We start from the raw sequence: 20,380 nt of genomic DNA on the forward strand, positions 1-20,380 counted from the left end.
CCGAAATAGATGTTGTACGAGACTCCAGCCCCCGCCGTTTGGCTCGAGACGGGTCCGGGCGCTCCCTGCGCCGCGGCACGAACGGGCCATCCCGGGGAGAAGCACAACCCCAACGCAATACCAACGACCAGACAGACTTCGCGACGTGGTTTCATGTCATTCCGCCCATTCAAAAGGTTGTTTCTTGTCTACTTTTACCATGACATTGGCGGAAGAATCAATTCGCGCCTCAGTAACCCACGACACGCGGACAGCCCGACTCCCTTTGCGGCCGAACCGGTACACGACGTCCCGGCGAGACCCTTTCCCCCTAACGCCGGGCAATTCCACAAGCAGCCGCACCTCTCGCGCCGCAGACCCTGTCTCCCGCCCTGCGCCGTTCAACTCATACCGGGGCAAAAGCCATCTTCCGTGCCGTCACCGGGGCAGTAGTGGCAGCCTCCGGAATTGTAGAACTGAATAACGCGCAACAACTCGGTCAGTGTGACCTGCCAGTCCGGCCCCGAAGGCGCGTAGTCGCTGTCATGCGGGCAGCAGCCCGTGTTTAAGCCGGAGCCCGACACGTAGCCGTCTTCGGTACTGCCCGGACCATCTGCGCAATGGAACCCACCGGAATTGTAGAACTGGACCACGCGCAAGAGTTCGGTCAACTCGATTTTGCTACTGTGGTCCTGGTCCGCCGTGTGCCATTCGTCGATGCAGGAGTCTCCTTCTCCTTCTCCTTCTCCTTCTCCTTCTCCTTCTCCTTCTCCTTCTCCTTCTCCTTCTCCTTCTCCTTCTCCTTCGCCTTCTCCTTCGCCTTCTCCTTCGCCTTCTCCTTCGCCTTCTCCTTCGCCTTCTCCTTCGCCTTCTCCTTCGCCTTCTCCTTCGCCTTCGGCCGCATCGGAGCGCAGCCGGAGCGGTTCCAGTGTCCATTGCTGGAGGTCCGTCGCCCAATCGAGAGCCGAGAGATTCGCAATCGTGGAACCCGGATCTCTGGCGGCTTCAATCGCAATATTCGACATCGGCACGACATACCCAGGCGCCATGTGCATGGGCATTTCCAGCGATTTCTCCAATGGCCCAGACCCGTCGCGCAGACGAAGATACAGCGTACACATTCCGGTAAGGAACTCCGCGGGATTCACCTGCAACGGAAGGTCAGGCGCCGGAAGCGCGATCGTGATGATATACGGAACCGTGTCGTCCGCATCCAACGCCATAACAGCATCGGCGAAAGTCTCTATCAGCATGGCGTCGCCCACTCTGGGGTCGCGCGGCAGGCCCATCGGCATGCCCATCGGCGGATTAATGATATCTGGGACTTGGACGGATTGGGGCCATGTGGAACCCCCGAGGTAATCCTGAAGCGCAAATTGCACAGCCTTGAACAGTGACGCGTTCGACATGTAGTGCTCGCCGTATTTGATAAAGGACGGAGGGCGGCCCATGTAGTACTGCAAGTAATAGGCCGCGGCCTCTTCGAGTTCCTCCACGGTAAACTGCCGCGGATTTTCTATGACAAGGCTGGGAAGTTCTGACCCGGAGATAAACCGGCTGTTGAGATTGGCAGGAACAAACTCCCCCTGGAGATAATCGAGCAGGGCGACCAACGGGTCCGAAGGCTCCGTGTTCACGGTCAGGTGAATCACGAAAAAATGAGGCACGTCGCGCGGCAGCATGTCCAGCTTCTGCGCGAGCAGAGAAACCGGACTCTGCCTGCCCTCGATATACGCGTTCGATGTATGCTTGACGAAATACAGATCCATCATCTTGTACGTGTAAATGAACAATTCAGAAGATGATATCGCGAGGTCGCTTGTCCACATGGTCCGGAGCGTATCATCATCGCGATAGTGCGAATGAGGCGCGCCTTGAGAGCAGCAAATCTGCTGGGCGCGAGGCAGGATGTACTTGTCGCGAAACGCACGACCGACCGGCGCGTACCACATGAGGCCGCATTCCATCACGGTGCTCTTGCCGAAGACGCCGAAATAGTCCTCCATGAGCGTAACGCCGCCGGTCCGGCCCGTATCCAGCTCCCCGCAGTTCAAGCAGGGGTCGCCGTACACCTGCGGCAGGCAGGATTCCCAGTCGTAGTACGCCTCTTCCCAAGTCTCGTACTGCGCCACGGCGTCCTCGAACGGAAGGTCAGCTATCTCGTCGGCTCGAATATAGACATCCCAAGTTGTTGGATGGAAATGGTACCCGAGATGCTGACCGCTGTTCTTGAACCACTCAAAGACTTGAGATGCCTGCGGGTCCCGCCCGCTCAGTTCCATATAGTGAACGACAGACACCAAGAAATCACTAAAATACTGATCTGATACAATTCCCCTGGAATCGAGCAGGGTCAGTTCGTTTCGCAGGTTCTCTTTGAACGACTCCCAGAGCGGGAAACCCTCCGTGTCCGTGCAGGGATTGCCTACGGCTTCCTGGTGGTGGATGACGTTGAAATAGATGGGCGCTCTGGCCCCCGGCTCTTTCCGCTTGGCCTGGGCCGGGGGAGTTCCTCCGTTCAGCGCGTGACCGCCCTGCGCGGCCCCCGCGCACGCACTGAGCGCCAACACGATTGAAACCACACGGAAGCAGGCAGTCATGGCACATTCCTCCCAACCGCCGGCATGCGTCCTCACACCCTGATTATACGCCGCGGCTTCTTTGCGCGATAGGGTCTGTTTTTTGATGGTGGCGCAGACCGGTGAAGCAAGTCTGCTGGCGCATGACTGAGGAAAAGGGATAGAATGCGTCCGTTCCCTGCGGACGAGCCAGTTTCACACGTGGGAATAAGCGGGGAATAAATGCGCGGAACGATACTGTTGCAATAAGTGTGCAGGCTGGACCGCGTGGTTGCGGCTCATGGGCCGTACGCGGCGATGCCGGGGGCCAAGACATGAGGTCTGTCCGGAAAGACGGACTTGGCCATGTCTGAATGGTTTGCGGGGTGTCTATGAATCATAAGGATGATGGCGCACAGCCCGGGACAGACCGTGGAGAAGACCAGATGAGTACGAGGCCAGACAATCTGGAAACGGCCCGATACACTGGTACGCGCGTGGAGCGCAGCAACCAGGAAGTCGCGGAACTCGCCAACCGCGAGTATAAATACGGCTGGACCACGGAAATCGAATCGGAAACCCTGGCCAAAGGGTTAAACGAAGACGTCATCAGGCTGATCAGCGGGAAAAAGGGCGAACCGGAATGGATGCTCGAGTGGCGGCTGAAAGCCTACGCGCATTGGCGCAACATGACCGTGCCTCAATGGGCGAAGGTGCGCTACGAAGTCCCCGACTTTCAGGAAATCAGCTACTATTCCGCGCCCAAGGCCCTGCCCGCGAAGAAGAGCCTCGATGAGGTGGACCCGAAGCTGCTGGAAACGTTCGAGAAGCTGGGCATACCCCTTGTCGAGCAGAAACGGCTCTCCGGCGTGGCGGTGGACGCGGTATTCGACAGCGTCAGCGTAGCCACGACGCATAAGGACATTCTCGCGAAGCGGGGCATCATTTTTTGCTCGATTTCGGAGGCGTTGCGCGAGCACGGCGACCTCGTGCGCAAGTATCTCGGCTCCGTGGTGCCCGTGAACGACAACTTTTATGCGGCGCTGAATTCCGCTGTGTTCAGCGACGGTTCTTTCGTCTACGTGCCCAAAGGCGTCAAGTGCCCGATGGACCTGAGTACGTATTTCCGAATTAACGCCGAGAAAACGGGCCAGTTCGAGCGCACGCTAATCATCGCGGAGGAAGGCGCGGAGGTCAGCTACCTTGAGGGTTGCACCGCGCCGATGCGCGACGAGAACCAGCTGCACGCGGCGGTCGTCGAATTGGTCGCGCACCGGGACGCCACGATCCGCTATTCGACCGTGCAGAACTGGTACGCGGGCGACGAGGAAGGCCGGGGCGGCATCTTCAACTTCGTCACGAAGCGCGGCACATGCCTGGGCGCCAACGCGCGCATTTCGTGGACTCAGGTCGAAACCGGCTCGGCCATTACCTGGAAGTACCCGAGCTGCATCCTCAAGGGCGACAACAGCGTTGGCGAGTTCTACTCAGTCGCCATGACCACTGGCCGCCAGCAAGCGGATACCGGCACCAAGATGCTGCACCTGGGCAAGGACACGCGCAGCACGGTGATCTCCAAGACCATTTCCGCGGGCCGCAGCGACAACAGCTACCGCGGCCTCGTGCGCGTGATGCCGAAGGCGGCAAACGCTCGCAACTATACCCAATGCGATTCGCTCCTGCTTGGCAGCACCTGTGGCGCACACACTTTCCCCTATATCGACGTTCGCAACACGACCGCCTCCGTCGAGCACGAGGCGTCCACCTCTAAAATCAGCGAAGACCAGTTGTTCTACTGCCAGACGCGCGCCATCAGCCCCGAAGACGCCATTTCGATGGTTGTAAACGGATTCTGCAAGGAAGTGTTCGACCATTTGCCCATGGAGTTCGCAGTTGAGGCGACCAAGTTGTTGAGCGTCAGCCTCGAAGGGAGTGTCGGATAATGCTTCACATTCGTAATCTGCATGCCTCGGTCGCCGGCAGGGAAATTCTGCGCGGCATCGACCTCAAGGTAAACCCGGGCGAAGTCCATGCGATCATGGGGCCGAACGGTTCGGGCAAGAGCACGCTTGCACAGGTGCTTGCCGGGCACGAAGCGTATGAAGTGGACGAGGCCGCGGGCGGCGTGACGTTCCTGGAGCAGAATCTGCTGGAAATGCCCGCTGAAGAACGCGCGCGCCTAGGTCTCTTCCTCGCGTTCCAGTATCCCGTCGAAATCATGGGCATCACCAACTCGTATTTCCTGCGCGCGGCGCTGAATGAGGTCCGCAAGAGCCGCGGCCTCGAAGAACTTGACCCGATGGATTTCAAGGGATTGCTGGCCGAGAAGATGGCGCTCATCAACATCGATCCGGGTTTTGCGGAGCGCTTCGTCAATCACGGGTTCTCGGGCGGGGAGAAAAAACGCAATGAAATCCTTCAGTTAGCCGTGCTGGAGCCTCGATTGGCGATTCTGGATGAGACCGACTCGGGGCTGGACATAGACGCGCTGCGCATCGTATCGGAAGGCGTCAACAAGTTGCGCTCGCCTAACCGGTCCTTCATCGTGGTCACGCACTACCAGCGGTTGCTCAATTACATCGTGCCGGACTTCGTGCACGTGCTCGTGAACGGGCGGATTGTGAAGTCGGGCGGCAAAGACCTGGCCCTCGAACTCGAGGAAAAGGGCTACGACTGGGTGAAGGAAGCGTTCGCGGCCGCATCCGCGTAACGACGGAGAATAGTCATGCCTGCGCACACGCTCCCCCCCCAGCCTTCCAAGAGCCATTACATTACGGATATTGCCCGATTGGGCGCAGCCAGCGCGCCGGAACACGTTCGCTCGATTCGCGCCGCCGGCGCGGCAGCCTTTCAAACCACGGAATTCCCGCACATGCGGATGGAAGAGTGGCGGCACACGAATATCGGCCCCATCGTGAACACGCCATACAAGAGCCTGGTCGCGCCGGCGGAACACGGCCTCTGCCGCGCCGACGTGGCGCCGTTTCTCCTCGGAAGCCGCGGGTGGACGGAACTGGTTTTCGTCAATGGCTATTTTGCCGAGGACCTCTCGGTTCGCGCGGCGCTGCCCGAAGGCGCGGTAGCGGGCAGCCTGTGGGACGCACTGCTGCACGATTCGCCCGTGGCCGACGCGCACTTGAACCGGTATCTCGGGCCGCGCAGCATTTTTACTCATCTGAACTGCGCCATGCTGCAGGACGGCGCGTTTGTGTATGTCCCCAAAGACACCGCGATCGCCACACCGGTGCACCTCGTATTCGTCAGTACGGCGCAACGCGGCCCGCAGACCGCCGCGCACCCACGCGGCCTCTTCGTGGCCGACACCGGCGCCCAGGTCACGCTCGTGGAAAGCCACGTCTCTCTTGCGGGCGACATGCCCTATCTCGATAATCTCGTCGTCGAGGTGGCCATCGAGCCGAACGCCTCAGTTGACCATTACAAGTTGGTGAGAGCCGGCGCACAGGGCAGCCTGCTCGGCACGACGGAGGTTCATCAGGCCCGCGACAGCCGGTTCCGTTCGTCCGTGTTCGCGCTCGAAGGCGCTGTCGTGCGTAACCAGTTGTGTGTCGCCTTGGACGGCGACGGCGCGGAATGTGAGTTGCACGGGCTGATGCTCAACGACCGCGACCGGCTCGTGGACAATGCCGTCAGCATTACGCACGCGCAGCCTCATTGCCGGAGCCGAATCGCGTACAAGGGCATCCTTGAGGACCGGAGCCGGGGCGTGTTCCTCGGCAAGGTGCACGTACTGCCCGAGGCTCAGCAGACGGACTCGAACCAGCTCAGCAAGTACCTGCTGCTATCGGACAACGCGGTCATCGATACCAAGCCGCAGCTCGAGATTTACGCGGACGACGTGAAGTGCACGCACGGGGCAACCGTTGGCGCCCCGCCGGAACAGGTCATCTTCTATTTCCGGGCGCGCGGCGTAGATGAAGCTACTGCCCGCGGCATGTTAACCTACGGTTTTGCGGATGAAGTCGTAAGCGAAATCGCTCTCGAGTCCCTCCGGCAACGTCTGGAACAGTACGTGTTCCTTAAATACAGTCCACAACACTGACGGCGGCAATATGGCGACAGTCCACACATCCAGCATGGAAGCGGCGGTCATCAGGCCCCCATTTAACGTGGAGCACATACGCCGCGATTTCCCCATACTCGACGTGCGGGTCCACGGCCGGCCCATCGTCTATCTGGACAACGCGGCCACGAGCCAGAAGCCGCGCCAGGTTATCGACACGATTCAGCGCTTCTACACGCAAGAAAACGCAAACATCCATCGCGGGGTGCATCACCTGAGCCAAGTGGCCACCGACCACTACGAGCGCGCCCGCGAACGCATAGCCCGGTTCCTGGGCGCGACCGTCGGTTGCGAAATCCTGTTTACGCGCGGCGCCACCGAGGGCATCAACCTCATCGCCCAGACCTACGGGCGCGCGTTCATCAAGCCGGGCGACGAAATCCTCGTTTCGCACATGGAGCATCACTCGAATATCGTCCCTTGGCAGATGCTCTGCGAGGAAAAAGGCGCGAAACTGCGGGTTATCCCCATCACGGACGAAGGCGAACTGGTCATGGACGAGTTCGCGCGCCTGCTCAACGAGCGCACGAAGATCGTTTCCATCGTTCATGTTTCAAACGCACTCGGAACCGTGAACCCCGTTCCAGAGATCATTCGCGCAAGCCACGACGCGGGAGCCGTTGTGGTCGTTGACGGCGCGCAATCGGCCCCGCATATGCCCGTTAATATTCATGAAATGGGATGCGACTTCTTTGTCTGTTCCGGGCACAAGATGTGCGGGCCGACCGGCATAGGCGTGCTTTACGGCAAAGTCGAGCATCTCGAAAAGATGCCTCCGTATCAGGGCGGCGGCGACATGATCCTGTCCGTCACGTTCGAGAAGACGGTGTTCAACATCCTGCCGCACAAATACGAAGCGGGCACCCCGAACATCGAGGGCGTCATAGGTCTTGGCGCGGCTGTGGATTACCTCAGTGAAACCGGAATGGACGCCATCGCCGAGTACGAACTGGAACTGACCCAATACGGCACGCGCGTGCTCGAAGAAATCCCGGGTCTGCGCATGATCGGCACGGCGCGCGACAAGGCCGGCATCCTTTCCTTCACGCTCGAAGGAATTCACCCGCACGACATTGGCCAAATACTCAATGAAGAAGGCGTAGCCATCCGCGCGGGCCATCATTGCGCGCAGCCGGTTATGCAGCGTTTCGGCGTGCCCGCCACCGCGCGGGCTTCGCTTGCCTTCTACAATACCAGGGAGGAACTCGACGCGCTCGCCGCGGCGATACGGCAGGTCCAGAAGGTGTTTCACTGATGTCCGGGTCACGCGCGCTGTACGAGCAGGTCATACTTGATCACAACAAGAACCCCCGAAACTTCAAGATCATCGAGGACGCAGACCGCAGAATCGAGGGGTTTAATCCCCTGTGCGGCGACCACATCACCATCTTCCTCAAACTCGATGGCAACACCATCACCGACATCGGGCTGCAGGGCGTGGGTTGCGCCATCGCAAAGTCTTCCGCGTCGATCATGTCCACCGTGCTCAAGGGCAAGACCATTGACGAAGCGAAAGCCCTTTTTGACCGTTTCCACGCCATGGTAACCTCCCCGCCCGACACGCCCCTGGATGAAACCTCCCTGGGCAAGCTGGCCGTATTCGGGGGGGTCCGCGAGTTCCCTATCCGCATTAAGTGCGCCACCCTCGCGTGGCACGCCCTACTCGCCGCGATCAACGACAACGGCACGCAGGTCTCGACTGAATAGGCCGCGACCCGGCCGTCTTTGTCACACAGCAAGCAAATGTGCTAGAATCACATTGAATCCAGAAATATTGTGTTCTTGGTTCATTCCAGGCTGTGTGCCCGATTCGTCATAACATCAAGGGATTCAAGGGAATGGCGGATGTACTGAATGTCGAGACCGTGCCGACGCTCGAAGAGACGAAGCGCCGCATGCGAGAACGTCTCCGGGGAGTAATTCCCGATTTTGAGGTCGATTTCAAGGCTGGCATTGCGCATGAGATTCTCGAATTGAAACACGCACGTAATGCCGTCATTCTCGGTCATAATTATATGGAACCCGCCCTGTACCATTCCGTGCCGGACTACACGGGCGACTCGCTCCAGCTTTCCGCGGTCTCCGCGCAGACGGATGCCGATATCATCGTGTTCTGCGGCGTGTGGTTCATGGGCGAGACCGCAAAAATCCTGAATCCGGGGAAGACGGTTCTTGTGCCGTCCCGGCAGGCCGGCTGTTCGCTCGCGGCTGGAATTGAAGCCGCGGACGTCGTGAATCTCAAGAACCGTTTCCCGGGCGCGCCGGTCGTGACCTACGTGAACACCTACGCCGCGGTCAAGGCCGAATCGGATTACTGCTGTACCTCCGGCAACGCGGACAAAGTTGTCAGACACCTGCTCGGGCAGGGCCACAAACGCATCCTCTTTCTGCCGGACGAATACCTCGCTCACAACACGGCCAATGAACTGGGCATTCATTTCTTTTCTGACCGTGACGAGGCGGCGATTGCCGCGGCCCCCACGGATGAACCCGTCGTGATCGGATGGCATTCCCGCTGCGAAGTCCACGAACTTTTCTCGGTAGAGGACGTGGGAAACATCCGCCGGCAGTATCCTGACGCCGTTATCCTTGCGCACCCGGAATGCAAGCCTGAAGTGATTGAACTCGTGGATATCTCGGGCAGCACAAAGGCAATGGCCGATTTCGTCCGCGCGAACGACAGCCGCCGTTACGCGCTGTTGACCGAGTGCAGCATGGGCGACAACCTCGTGGCCGAGTTCCCCCATCGGGAAATGGTGCGGGCTTGCAGCCTGCGCTGCCAGCACATGAACCAAGTCACCCTCGAACAGACGCTCGAGGCGCTGCAGCACACGCAATACGAAGTCGAACTCGATCCGGAGGTCATCGAACGCGCGCGCCTGCCCATCGACCGCATGCTCGCTATCCGCTGACGTTCCTCATCCGCCCGTCCGCGCCTTCGCGCTGCCTCACGCCTGGCGCTCGGACGCCTTCTCCGCCAGTTCGCCGAAGCGATGTACAACCGCGAGCGCGGGGTCAAGCGGCACCGAGGCATGTTTCGTCCCGGGTGGCGTCGAAATAACCGGCGTGGGCCGCAATTTCTTGCCTTTGAACTGGGGCAGCCACTCGGCCTCCGCGTCGAGCATCTCGCCCACCATATCGCGGACCTGTTTGAGCGTAAGACACGCGGAGGTGAGCGGGTCGACCGCGCACGCGGCCGTCGCGAGTTCCGGATCGCCCGAAATCGCCGCCTCGACCGCCAAGCCCTGCGTGTTGACGTTAAGCATGTTCAGCGCGGCGCACTGCGGCGGGATGTCGCCGACTACAGTCGGGTGCAGGCCCATCTTGTCGGCAAAAACGGGGATTTCCGCGCAGCAGCCCGCGGGCAGGTTCGTGATGTAGTGGTCGTTGCGCACGTTGCCCTGGAACTTGAACGTTTTGCCCGTTTCGAGCGCTTCGAGGATGTACGAGCAGTATTCAACGCTCCGATGGTCGATTTTTGTCGGCTCGGACGCGAGCATATCGGTGTTTTCGAGCTTGTCGGCGATCAGGCGGCACCACTTGTAGTACGCGCCGCTCTCGCCGCCGAAACTCGGCTCGTCGCAGTAAAGGTCGAGCGCATACTTGCTGCTGCGAAACCACGGCAGGTACTCGGAGAGGTGTCCGGTGCTTTCGGTCATGAAGTAACCGATGTGCCGCATCGTCTCGATACGCACCTTTTCGTTGATGTAGTACTCGGGCAATTCACAGCGCTCCTTAAACTGCGGATACAGGTCCTTGCCCTTGTGTTCGAGGCGCAGAAACCAGCCCATGTGATTGATGCCCGCCGCGAGGTAATCGATCTCCTCCTTCGGCAGTCCGACATAGCCGGAGATCAGGTCGAGTGTCGTCTGCACGCCGTGGCAGAGGCCGACAAACTTCGTCCCCGGCACCTTGCCCAGCGACCAGCACACCGTCGCCATCGGATTCACGTAATTGAGCAGATACGCGTTCGGGCACAGCTCCTGCATCTCGCGCGCGATGTCCATCATCACCGGTGCCGTGCGCAGCGTGCGGAACACGCCGCCCGGCCCGAGCGTGTCCGCGATACATTGATCGACGCCATGCTTCAGCGGGATTTGATAGTCCTTCTCGAAGGCGTCCACGCCGCCAATCTGCAGCATGACGATGACATAGTCCGCGTCCTTCAGCGCTTCCCGGCGGTCGAGCGTGATCTGCGCCGTTGCGCCGATGCCGTTCTCCTTGATCACTTTGTCGGCGAAGGCTTTCAGACGTTCGAGCTTGGGCCGCGTCCGGCTCATGAACCGGAACTCGCTGTTGCACAGCGAGGGCGTCGCCACAATGTCCATGAACAACGTCTTCGCGAACACGATGCTGCCCGCGCCAATCATCGCTATCTTCGGCATGGCCGGTTCCTTTCCTGTAACTCGATATTCGATTCTACCAAATCGGCAGGGACCGCAACAGCGCCGGCAGTGGACGGTCCACCCGCGCCGGGTGTATCGTGATGGAGAACGCGGCCAGGGTCTTGGAAACGCAACAGGAGTACCCGCGATGTCAAATGATGTATCCAGACGGTCTTTCATCAAGAGCGCGGCTATCGGCGCCGGGCTGCTGTCCCTCGCGGATGGCGCCCCGGCTGATGATAAACCCATCCAGGGTTTCGAGGACACGCAGAGCACCACGAACCGGAGCAAGACGTGGCAACCCATCTCGGACCGCAAGATTCGCATGGGCATCGTCGGCTACGGCGTGTGCAAGTTCGGCGCGGCCTTCTCTTTCCAGGACCACCCGAATGTGGAGGTCGTGGCGGTCAGCGACTTGATTCCCGAGCGCTGTGCCGGGCTCGCCCAAGCGTGCCGCTGCGGCAAGACATATCCTTCTCTAGAAGAACTCGTCAAGGACCCGTCCATCGAGGCGGTATTCGTGGCCACGGACGCGCCGAGCCACGCTCGGCACTGCATCGAGGTGCTGGAGCACGGCAAGCATGTGGGGAGCGCAGTGCCCGCCGTATTCGGCAGTCTGGAAGACGCCGGCAGGCTTCACGACGCGGTAAAGGCCTCTGGCCTGAATTACATGATGTTCGAGACGAGCGGCTTCCACAACGACGTGTACGCGATGCGCGAAATCTTTAACGCGGGCGGCTTCGGCAAGATGGTCTACACGGAGGGCGAGTATTACCACTACATGGAGACGCCGCTCGATTCGTACAAGGGCTGGCGCATCGGCCTGCCGCCGCAATGGTACCCGACCCACTCGAACGGCTACTACACCTGCGTCACCGGCGGCGGCTTCACTGAGGTGTCCTGCATGGGCATTCCGAGCGTGGTGGAGCATCTGCAACCCGCCAACAATCCGTACGCCAACCCGTTTGGCACCGAGATCGCGCTGTTCCGCACCAGCGAGAACGGCATGGCGCGGATGGCCGTCAGTTGGGATACGCCCGGCCATGGCGGCGAAATGGGCCGTGCGCGGGGGCAGAAGGGTTCCATGTGGGAAATGAGCTTCGAGGGCACATCGGACATCTCGGCGCTCGATTTGGCCAAACCGCCCCTGCCGCCGAGCGTCGATCCGGGCGGTCACGGCGGCTCCCACGGCTACCTCTGCGAGGAATTTGTCAACAGTATCCTCCAGGAGCGCGCCCCGCTCATAAACGTCGCCTGGGCGCTCAATATGACCGTTGCCGGCATCGTCGCGCACCAGTCCGCGCTGAAAGACGGCGAGTTGATGAGAATTCCGCAGTATACGATGTAAAATGAGATAATGTTATGGAGAAGAAACGCACCGGTCCTGGCGGGACGACTACGACTTCAGCGGCTGCGGCCAAGGCAGGCACGCGAAACCGTGTGCAGAAGGGACGGATGCCGTCGTGCTCGATACCGATGCGGCAATGCATCTTCCTTGCTCCAATTCCGTAATAAGCTCCTCCGCGGCATGGTCGCCATCCTGAATGGAAGCAGCAAGGATGCGTCCAGACGCTGGACAGGTCCTGCGGTTCCTTATCCGAACTCCGCAGGCATGTTGAAATCCAATATGGGAGCGACAAGAAGAACTGCTGGTCAACACCGGTTTTCACTCATCTCTGAAAATGCCCGGGTTTACCAGAGCTTATCGAATGAACGCATTGAAAGGACGTCTCGCATGCGAATCGCAGATTGGCCTGTTTTGGCTGGAACCCTGTTCCTGCTCATCGTTCCCCTTTCCATGGCCGCGGATGTCTCGTTCGAGGCGCACCGCGTGGGTGCCTATCGCGGCGAGTCCTGCGGCGTAGGCGATTTTAACCAGGACGGCAAACTCGATATCGTCGCGCTGCCGTTCCTCTATCTCGCGCCGGAGTTCAAAGGCGTGGAAATCTGCGTCATCGAGGGCGAGGTCGACGAAGAGGGCAAGGGCTACCGCTGGGATTTCATGAACGCGCCGCTCGACGTGGATGGCGACGGCTGGCTCGACGTGGTCACGTGTTCATGGTTCGGCAAGAAGGCCGAGTGGCTGCGCAATCCCGGCACGGCGGGCGGCATGTGGCCGCGCGCGCTCATCGAAGAGAACGGCAACTATGAGTGCGGCGAGGCCTGGGACATCGACGGCGACGGCGAGCCGCACGAAATCCTGCCCGCCGTCCTGCATACGGTCTGGTACGAGACGGCTTTGTTGCCCGACGGGGCGCGCGGCATGGTCATCCATCGCATCTCCGAGAAGACAATGAACTTCGGCACCGGCTGCGGCGATATCAACGGCGACGGGCGGCCCGATATCCTGCGGCCCGATGCCTGGTTCGAAGGGCCCGCGGACCCGCGCGCCGGCGAATGGAAGGAGCACCCGCTGGCCGTGGGCAGCAAGGAAGACGGGAAACCCGCGCACACGGCGCAGATTCTTGTCTATGACGTGAACGCCGATGGATTGAACGACCTGATTACCAGCAACGCGCACGAATACGGCATTTTCTGGTATGAGCAGCGGAAGCAGGAAGGCGGCACGGACTGGAGACAACACCTGATCGACGACACGTGGACGCAGGCACATAGCCTCGGCCTCGCCGATATCGACAACGACGGTGACATGGATTTCTTCACGGGAAAGCGTTTCATGGCCCACAACGGCGGCGACCCGGGCGAATTCGAGCCGCTCGGAGTGTACTGGTACGAACTCGAGCGCGGCCCCGAACCCCGATGGACCAAACACGTCATCTCCTACGATGAAGGCATTGGCTCGGGCCTGAACCTCGTGCCCACGGACCTCGACGCCGACGGCGACAGCGATGTCGTAGTCACCGGCAAGTGGGGCGGCCCGGTCTGGTTCGAGAACAAGCTGAAATAGCCCACAAGCGGCGGGCCGAAACGCGCACGTATGCAGGATATGCGGACAGACTGCACCGCAGCCCGCCCGCAAGCGCGCACAGCAGAACCGCCGCCGCAAACGCCGCGATTAGGTGCTGAATCGCCTTCGCTCCCGGATCCGGAACAGGTGCCGGACCGCCCATGCCTGATAGCCCAGGGCGAAGACTCCAGGCGCGAGATAGAGGGGCGCCAGCCAGTCCGGAACGGCCATATTGCCGCGGCGCAATACCACCGCGCTCATCCCGCAAACATCTTGCGTTGTTCGCGGTCGTAGCGCGTGCGCTGGCCGGTTTCGAGCGCGTTTGCGGCCATGATCGTAGCCACGGAATGCTGGTGGCCGTACTCGATGTCCGCGGTGGGCCGCTCGCGGCTGCGGATGCAGTCGAGCCAGTTCGCCATGTGGTTCTCGTCCGGAATCGCCTCGAGCGTGCCGTCCTCGATGCGCTGGCCGTCCTCGACGCCTTCGCCCGAGTAAGTGCCCTTCTCCATATCAATCGTGCCGTACTGGCCGTGGATGGTGTAGTGCGTGCCGGAGGCGTTCGTCAGGTTCATGCACCAACTGAACAGGAAACCCTCCGGGTAATCGACCAGCGCGTGAAACAGGTCCGTGTGTTCGCGGCCGTCTTTCCAGAGATAGATGCCGCCGTGCGCGACGGCGCTGTTGGGATAACTCGCGTTCATGGCATTGTGCGCGGCGTCGATCAGGTGCGTCATCCACAGGCCCGAGATGCCGTTCGTGCACATGCGGTACAGGTGCCAGCGCCGCAACAGGCGCGGGTCAAACGCGACCTTGGGCCGGTTGAACAGGTAGGCGTCCCAATCGACGTCCTCTTCCTTGCAGTTGTCGAACTTGCGCGCCCAGCGCGCCTGGTTGAAGCAGTTCGCCGCGTCGATGCGGCTCACGTGGCCCAGCGCGCCCGACGCAATCAGCGCGCGTGCCGCTTTCCAGCGGCCCTCGCTGCGCCGTTGCGTGCCCGCCTGCACCACGCGCTCATTCTTGCGCGCGAGGTCGAGCGCTTCGTTCGCTTCCTCGACGCTCAGCGACATCGGTTTTTCGACGTACACGTCCTTGCCTGCTTTCAGCGCCTCGACCATGATCGGCGTGTGCGCAAAATCCGGCGTCGCGACGACCACCGCGTCCACGTCGTCGCGCGCGAGCAGTTCGCCGAAGCGCGAGGTAGCGAACGGCTTCGCGCCGAAGATTTTTTCGACCCGCGCGGCCGCGGACTCGCGGTTCGGCCGCCACACGTCGCACACGGCGGCAATCTCGACGTTGTGCGACTCGCGCAGCTTGCCGATATCGACGATATGCGCCGAACAGCGGTCGCCCGTGCCGACCAGGCCGATCCGGAGCCGATCATTTGCGCCGAAGACCGTGCGCGGCATTGCCAGCCCCGCGCCCACCGCCAGTCCGGACGCCGCCAGAAAACCGCGTCGTGAAAATGTGTGCTCAGCCATGTTTCTTTCCTCCCAGGCCGCCCATATCGAGCGGACATGCGCCTTTGTTCGTAGTACAGCATTTATGCTGCCCCCAAGACAAGCTGAAGCTTGAATTACGAACGAAGTCCTCTCGAACGCGTTAACACGCCGCGCGCGTTCTCAGGGCTGCCAGATTGTCAGCCCGATGTGTTTCGCCATCAGGTCGAAATCCCTGTCGTGGTGAATTAGCGCAAAATCATGCTCGGCGCAGAACGTGCCGATCAGGACATCGATGGTCTTGCGCACAGTAACACCGCGTGCGCGCAACGTGCGATAGTTCTTGGCGGCTCGCTCCGCCATTTCGAATCCCACCATCTCGTAGCGCGGCAGCGATAGAAAGAGAGTATCGATCTCCCGCCGCTCGCGAGCCGAGCGAATCCCCTGCATCACCTCGCAATACACCAAGTCGCCCATCCCGACCAACTCTTGCTCCAGGCACGAATCGACCCGCTCCACAACGGACAGTTCTCCATCGTGAAAGAATTCGATCCACGCGGACGTATCGATGATTACCAACTCAGTCTTTCCTCATGGCTTCCAGGTTGCCCTCCCACGAGACCTTGCCGCGAAACCCCCGTAGCCGATCCTGGCTTCTTACCTGGACCAGAAGTCGCAATCCGGCCTCAATTGCCGAGCGCTTGGTCCGAAAACCGCCAGCCTTCAGGGCCCGGCGCATGAGACCATCGTCAATGACTACATTCGTGCGCATAATTCAGCTCCTCGATGTGTATCCATTATACACATTCCGACGGTCGAACGGCCAGATTCTCAAGGACACCGGGCATCGGGGACTGGCGCAAGCAAGCCTTCGCGGACTCGCTCGCTTGTGGCAGTCCCCGGCGTCTTTACAAATTTCTCCCCTTCTCTCTCGTGTTTGCACGGATTCCATGCCAATCCTAGAATGAAGAGCCGCTTTCTGAAGCGCCAAGCGGGATAAGGAGAGGGTCTGATGTGTAGCGCAAGTCGTGTAGCCTTTTCTTGCAGTCTCTTTCTGATGATTGCTCTTGTGTGTGCGCCGTTTGCCTTTTCGGGCGAATCGGTGCGGGTGTGGGAGGAAGCGATGACGCTGCCGACGTATGGGGTCGGCCCGGGCGACGTCAATCCGCGGTTCTATGACGGGCGCGGGTATCAGGGCGCGATGGGGCCGGTCTATCCGTATCCGATGCTCGACGTGTTGACGCAAGAGAGGGCGGACCGCACGTGGAAGGCGCTGTATCTCGAAAACGAGTACGTGCGCTTCTGCGTGCTTCCCGAGATCGGCGGGCGCATCTTCGAGGCGTACGACAAGACGAACGATCACCATTTCTTCTACCGTCAGCACGTGATCAAGCCGGACCTGATCGGCATGCTCGGCGCGTGGATATCGGGCGGGGTCGAGTGGTGCGTATTTCACCATCACCGCAACACGACCTTCATGCCGGTGGACTACCTGCTTGCGGAAAACGAGGACGGGAGCAAGACGATCTGGATCGGCGAGACGGAGCGCCGCCACCGCATGAAATGGGTCATCGGCATGACGCTGCATCCGGGCGAATCGCGGCTGGACGTGACGGTGAAGCTGTTTAACGGCACGCCGTACGTGCACACGATTCTGTATTGGGCGAACGTGGCGGTCCATTCGACGCCGGGCTATCAGATCATCTTTCCGCCGAGCACGCAGTTCGCCACGTTCCACGGCAAGAACCAGTTCTCACACTGGCCCATTTCGCATGAGGTGTTCAACGGCCAAGACTATACGCAGGGCGTGGACGTGAGTTGGTGGAAGAGCCACGCCGCGGCGACGTCGTTCTTCGCATGGAACGTGCAGGAGGATTTCTTCGCGGGCTATGACCACGATAAGCGCGCGGGCGTGGTGCATGTCGCGGACCATCACGTCGTGCCCGGCATGAAACTGTGGACGTGGGGCACGAACTCGACCGGCGACCGCGTCAAACTTACCGACAGCGACGGGCCGTACGCGGAGATCATGGTCGGCGCGTATTCGGACAACCAGCCGGACTACAGTTGGGTTCAGCCGCACGAGGTGAAAGCCTTCACGCAAAGCTGGTACCCGCTGCGCGAACTGGGTGGCGTTTGTAACGCAACACGCGACGCTGCCTTGAACCTGACGGTGTCGCCGGAGCGCGTAGCGCGGATCGCATGCAACACGGCGGGCAGGCACGGCGCCGCACGTGTGCTGCTGACCGGAAGGGGCCGAGCGCTGCTCGACAAGCGTATCGCGATTGACCCCGCCACGCCGTTTGCCGAAGAAATCGCGCTGCCGGACGGCGTCGAGGAGAACGACTTGCGGGCCGCATTATATGACGAAGACGGCCTCGAACTGGTCGCGTATCAGCGCAAGAACCACGAACCAGAACCGATGCCCGAAGTGGTGACGCCGCCGCCGCCGCCAGCGCAGATCAAGACCGTCGAGGAGTTGTACCTCGCGGGCCAGCGCCTCCAGCAGTTCTACAATCCGACGACCGAACCGTACCCTTACTACGAGGAAGCACTCAAGCGCGATCCGGACGACGCGCGCACGAACACGGCGCTGGGCATAGACGATTGCAGGCGCGGCCTGTATGCGCGGGCGGAAGAGCGGCTCAGGCGGGCCGTCGCGCGGCTCACGTTCAACCACACACGCCCGAAGGACGGCGAGCCTCACTACTATCTGGGCGTGGCGCTGGCGGGCCAGGAGAACTATGAAGAAGCGTACGACGCGTTCAACCGCGCGGCGTGGAACATGGCGTGGCATTCGGCGGCGAACTACGCGCTGGCGGAGATCGATTGCCGCAACGGCGATTTCGAGCGCGCACTAGGGCATATCGAGCAGTCGCTGGCCACGAACACGCTCGATACGAAAGCACTGAACCTGCGCGCCGCAATTCTGCGTCGTCTGGGCCGGATTGAAGAGGCCAAAGAACAGGCCGAGGCCAATCTTGGCATTGATCCACTCGATTTCTGGGCGGGCAATGAACTTGCACTTGCGGAGCGCGCCGCGGGCAAAGGTCGCGCGGCGGAGCGCGCGCTGGAGGCCCTGACGGCGCGCATGCGCGGCGAGGCGGAGTCGTATCTCGAGCTGGCGGCGAATTACGCCGCCGCCGCGTTGTACGACGAGGCCGTCGACGTGCTCGAACGCCGGACGACGGGCGAAAACGCGGACACGTACCCGATGCTGTATTACGACCTGGGCTACTACACGGCGCAGAAGGGCGACACGGCCCGCGCCGTCGAGTGGTACCGCACGGCAAACGCGATGCCCGCGACGTATTGTTTCCCCTACCGGCTCGAATCGATTCGCGTGCTGCGGCATGCGATCGCCACGTGTCCGGACGACGCGCGCGCCTACTACTACCTTGGCAACCTGCTCTACGACTGGCAGCCGGACGAGGCGGTCCAGGCATGGGAAGAATCGGTCGCGCGCGATAGCGCGTTCGCGACCGCGCACCGCAACCTCGGCTACGCATATTTCAAGCGGCTGGACGACTATCCGAAGGCCATCGCGGCGTACGAGCAGGCCGCGGCGTGCGACGGCACGGACCCGCGCGTGTTTTATGAACTCGAACAGCTCTACGAGGTCGCCGGCACCGCGCCGGAGACGCGGCTCGCGCTCTTGTGCAAGAACCAGGAGACCACGAACAAGCGCAGCGACCTCGTGGCGCGGCAGATTCGCCTGTTCGTACAGGCGGGCCAATACGACACGGCCATCGACATGCTCTCGAAGCGGCGTTTCGACACGTGGGAAGGCGGCACGGAAATCCACGACACCTACGTCGAGGCGTACGTGCTGCGCGGGATGGCCGCGTTGAACAACGGACAGGCGCAGGACGCGCTGCGCGACTTCGACGCGGCGCTGGAATACCCCGCGAACCTGGGGATCGACCGGCCGCTGAACGATCCGCCCGCGACGCGCACGCACCTGCTCATCGCGGAGGCGTGTGAAGCGCTCGGCGACGCAGCGAAGGCCCGCGCGCATCTCGAAGAAGCGGCCAAAATCGACGTGGGTGGCTCGGAATTCCGCTTTCACAAGGGACAGGCGCTCGCGAAACTCGGCAATACGGCGGAAGCGGCGGCCCTGTTTGACGCGCTCGCCGCGGACGGCGCGGCGCAGCTCGAGCAGGGCGGCCCGGTCGACTTCTTCATGAAATTCGGCGAGAAACAGGCGCGCGGCATGCAACTGGCGCAGGCGCACTATCTCGCGGGCCTTGGCGCGCTCGGCAGCGGCGACACAGCGAACGCGAAGCGGCATTTCGAGCAGGCGCTCGCACAAAATCCGAACCATCTCTGGGCGCGGGTGTGCCTCGGCGGCCTCAAACAGTAGCTGGTCCGACCGCTACCCCGGAAAGACGAAAGGGCCCAAACGGCCAAGAGGACCAAAAGGCCACGGGTGCGCACGCAGGGCCGGCAACGCCCTTGCGCGGTCCGCTGTACGGAATCCGGGCGGCGAACAACATCAATGGCCGCCGGGGCGGTAGCGACCCGTCACGGTAACAGCGGGCAGAATCCGTCTTCGGTGCCCTGGTCCGGGCAGTACGCGTAGCCGCCGGACTGATAAAGCTGGCCCAGCCGCAGCAACTCGCTCAGCGAGATGATCCAGTCGCCGCCCGGCGGCGCATAGTCGGCGCTGTGTGGGCAGCAGGACAGGTCCGGCCCGCGCACCGGCGCGTAGCCGTCCTCGGTCAACCGGGGCGGTCGCACGCAATGCAGCCCGCCCGCGTTATAGAACTGAATTACCCGCAGCAGTTCCACCAGTTCGACCTGATAGTCGCCGTTCACGTCCGCCGAATGTACTGTTCGCACGCAGGTTTCCCCTTCTTCTCCCTCCTCCCCTTCCCCTTCCCCTTCCCCTTCCCCTTCCCCTTCGCCTTCGCCCTCGCCCTCACCCTCACCCTCACCCTCACCCTCGCCTTCGCCTTCGCCTTCGCCCTTGCCCTCCCCCTCCCCCTCGCCCTCGCCTTCGCCTTCCGCCTCGCCTTCGCTCTCTCCTCCCC

The 20,380-nt window shown here is 61.4% G+C and carries 16 protein-coding genes; 9 read left to right on the forward strand and 7 right to left on the reverse strand.

Going from position 1 to position 20,380, the window contains the following annotated elements; translation table 11 throughout:
• Nucleotides 1-380: 380 nt before the first annotated feature.
• Entirely contained in the window at nucleotides 381-2,579 is a 2,199-nt protein-coding gene (locus KA184_16705) for a hypothetical protein (protein ID MBP8131221.1), read from the reverse strand.
• Nucleotides 2,580-2,983: 404 nt separating this feature from the next.
• On the opposite strand from KA184_16705, the gene sufB reads away from it, so the two are divergent.
• The 6 genes from sufB to nadA all read left to right on the forward strand — a co-directional run bounded on the left by sufB (nucleotide 2,984) and on the right by nadA (nucleotide 9,530).
• Complete coding sequence (sufB, locus tag KA184_16710) at nucleotides 2,984-4,480, forward strand: Fe-S cluster assembly protein SufB (GenBank protein MBP8131222.1); 1,497 nt, start codon at nucleotides 2,984-2,986, stop codon at nucleotides 4,478-4,480.
• On the forward strand, nucleotides 4,480-5,247 hold the full coding sequence (gene sufC, locus KA184_16715; protein ID MBP8131223.1) for a Fe-S cluster assembly ATPase SufC: 768 nt from the start codon (nucleotides 4,480-4,482) through the stop codon (nucleotides 5,245-5,247). The genes sufB and sufC overlap by 1 nt, the downstream gene beginning before the upstream one ends.
• Nucleotides 5,248-5,262: 15 nt before the next feature.
• The gene (gene sufD, locus KA184_16720) at nucleotides 5,263-6,597 is read left to right on the forward strand and encodes a Fe-S cluster assembly protein SufD (GenBank protein MBP8131224.1); all 1,335 of its coding nucleotides are present in this window, start codon (nucleotides 5,263-5,265) and stop codon (nucleotides 6,595-6,597) included.
• Nucleotides 6,598-6,607: 10 nt separating this feature from the next.
• Nucleotides 6,608-7,873 (forward strand): cysteine desulfurase, encoded by a 1,266-nt coding sequence (locus KA184_16725; GenBank protein MBP8131225.1) that lies wholly within the window; start codon nucleotides 6,608-6,610, stop codon nucleotides 7,871-7,873.
• Nucleotides 7,873-8,325 carry an SUF system NifU family Fe-S cluster assembly protein gene (locus KA184_16730; GenBank protein ID MBP8131226.1) on the forward strand — a complete coding sequence of 151 codons (453 nt, stop codon included), beginning with the start codon at nucleotides 7,873-7,875 and terminating at the stop codon, nucleotides 8,323-8,325. The genes KA184_16725 and KA184_16730 overlap by 1 nt, the downstream gene beginning before the upstream one ends.
• Nucleotides 8,326-8,456: 131 nt before the next feature.
• Nucleotides 8,457-9,530: a quinolinate synthase NadA gene (gene nadA / locus KA184_16735; protein MBP8131227.1), complete on the forward strand. Its 1,074-nt coding sequence runs from the start codon at nucleotides 8,457-8,459 to the stop codon at nucleotides 9,528-9,530.
• A gap of 36 nt (nucleotides 9,531-9,566) precedes the next feature.
• Here the strand turns inward: nadA and melA are convergent, their stop codons facing one another.
• A complete protein-coding gene (gene melA, locus KA184_16740; protein ID MBP8131228.1) occupies nucleotides 9,567-11,003 on the reverse strand; it encodes an alpha-galactosidase in 1,437 nt (478 codons plus the stop codon).
• Nucleotides 11,004-11,151: 148 nt separating this feature from the next.
• Here melA and KA184_16745 point away from each other — a divergent pair, with 148 nt between their 5' ends.
• Together KA184_16745 and KA184_16750 are read left to right on the forward strand one after the other, a co-directional pair.
• Complete coding sequence (locus tag KA184_16745; GenBank protein MBP8131229.1) at nucleotides 11,152-12,351, forward strand: Gfo/Idh/MocA family oxidoreductase; 1,200 nt, start codon at nucleotides 11,152-11,154, stop codon at nucleotides 12,349-12,351.
• Nucleotides 12,352-12,738: 387 nt separating this feature from the next.
• The gene (locus tag KA184_16750; GenBank protein ID MBP8131230.1) at nucleotides 12,739-13,911 is read left to right on the forward strand and encodes a VCBS repeat-containing protein; all 1,173 of its coding nucleotides are present in this window, start codon (nucleotides 12,739-12,741) and stop codon (nucleotides 13,909-13,911) included.
• Nucleotides 13,912-14,019: 108 nt separating this feature from the next.
• Here KA184_16750 and KA184_16755 read toward each other — a convergent pair whose 3' ends face one another.
• The 4 genes from KA184_16755 to KA184_16770 all read right to left on the reverse strand — a co-directional run bounded on the left by KA184_16755 (nucleotide 14,020) and on the right by KA184_16770 (nucleotide 16,119).
• Nucleotides 14,020-14,172 (reverse strand): hypothetical protein, encoded by a 153-nt coding sequence (locus tag KA184_16755; protein MBP8131231.1) that lies wholly within the window; start codon nucleotides 14,170-14,172, stop codon nucleotides 14,020-14,022.
• Entirely contained in the window at nucleotides 14,169-15,389 is a 1,221-nt protein-coding gene (locus tag KA184_16760; GenBank protein ID MBP8131232.1) for a Gfo/Idh/MocA family oxidoreductase, read from the reverse strand. The genes KA184_16755 and KA184_16760 overlap by 4 nt, the downstream gene beginning before the upstream one ends.
• A 141-nt stretch (nucleotides 15,390-15,530) precedes the next feature.
• Nucleotides 15,531-15,926 carry a PIN domain nuclease gene (locus KA184_16765; protein MBP8131233.1) on the reverse strand — a complete coding sequence of 132 codons (396 nt, stop codon included), beginning with the start codon at nucleotides 15,924-15,926 and terminating at the stop codon, nucleotides 15,531-15,533.
• A 1-nt stretch (nucleotide 15,927) separates the two neighbouring features.
• Nucleotides 15,928-16,119: a type II toxin-antitoxin system VapB family antitoxin gene (locus tag KA184_16770; protein MBP8131234.1), complete on the reverse strand. Its 192-nt coding sequence runs from the start codon at nucleotides 16,117-16,119 to the stop codon at nucleotides 15,928-15,930.
• A gap of 240 nt (nucleotides 16,120-16,359) precedes the next feature.
• On the opposite strand from KA184_16770, the gene KA184_16775 reads away from it, so the two are divergent.
• On the forward strand, nucleotides 16,360-19,710 hold the full coding sequence (locus KA184_16775; protein ID MBP8131235.1) for a DUF5107 domain-containing protein: 3,351 nt from the start codon (nucleotides 16,360-16,362) through the stop codon (nucleotides 19,708-19,710).
• A 161-nt stretch (nucleotides 19,711-19,871) separates the two neighbouring features.
• Here the strand turns inward: KA184_16775 and KA184_16780 are convergent.
• On the reverse strand, nucleotides 19,872-20,380 hold a 509-nt coding region (locus tag KA184_16780), incomplete at its 5' end, for a hypothetical protein (protein ID MBP8131236.1).

The organism is Candidatus Hydrogenedentota bacterium, from assembly GCA_018005585.1.
In the GTDB taxonomy this organism is placed as follows: domain Bacteria; phylum Hydrogenedentota; class Hydrogenedentia; order Hydrogenedentales; family JAGMZX01; genus JAGMZX01.